The sequence below is a fragment of the Cellulosimicrobium funkei genome (assembly GCF_001019615.1).
Classification (GTDB): Bacteria; Actinomycetota; Actinomycetes; order Actinomycetales; family Cellulomonadaceae; genus Cellulosimicrobium; species Cellulosimicrobium cellulans_E.
In genome coordinates, this window is the sequence record NZ_JNBQ01000083.1 from 1 (window position 1) to 557 (window position 557).

At 68.4% G+C, this 557-nt stretch carries 1 protein-coding gene; it reads right to left on the reverse strand.

Going from position 1 to position 557, the window contains the following annotated elements; all coding sequences use genetic code 11:
* Positions 1 to 557 (reverse strand): superoxide dismutase (locus FB00_RS20755; protein ID WP_156186492.1); only part of this gene is annotated, 557 nt, incomplete at both ends.

The following is a 557-nucleotide window of genomic DNA, read 5'->3' on the forward strand; positions in this document are numbered from 1 at the left end:
CCTCGGCGTCGGACCAGTTGACGAGGTTCCACCAGGCGGTGACGTAGTCGGCGCGCACGTTCTGGTAGTCGAGGTAGTAGGCGTGCTCCCAGACGTCGAGCAGGACGACGGGGGTCAGGCCGAGGGTGAGGTTGCCCTGCTGGTCGTAGAGCTGGACGGTGACGAGCTTGGAGCCGATGGAGTCCCAGGCGAGGATGGCCCAGCCCGAGCCCTGGACGCCGGCGGCGACGGCGGCGAACTGCTTCTTGAAGGCGTCGAAGGAGCCGAAGTGCTCGTCGATCGCGGCGCCGATCTCGCCGGTGGGCTCGCCGCCGCCCTCGGGGGAGAGGTTGGTCCAGAACGCGGAGTGGTTGACGTGGCCGCCGAGGTTGAACGCGAGGTTCTTCTCGTGGAGGTTGATCGCGGCGAAGTCGCCGGTCTCGCGGGCCTCGGCGAGCTTCTCCAGGGCGGTGTTCGCGCCGGTGACGTAGGCCTGGTGGTGCTTGGAGTGGTGCAGCTCCATGATCCGCCCGGAGATGTGCGGCTCGAGCGCACCGTAGTCGTAGGACAGCTCGGGG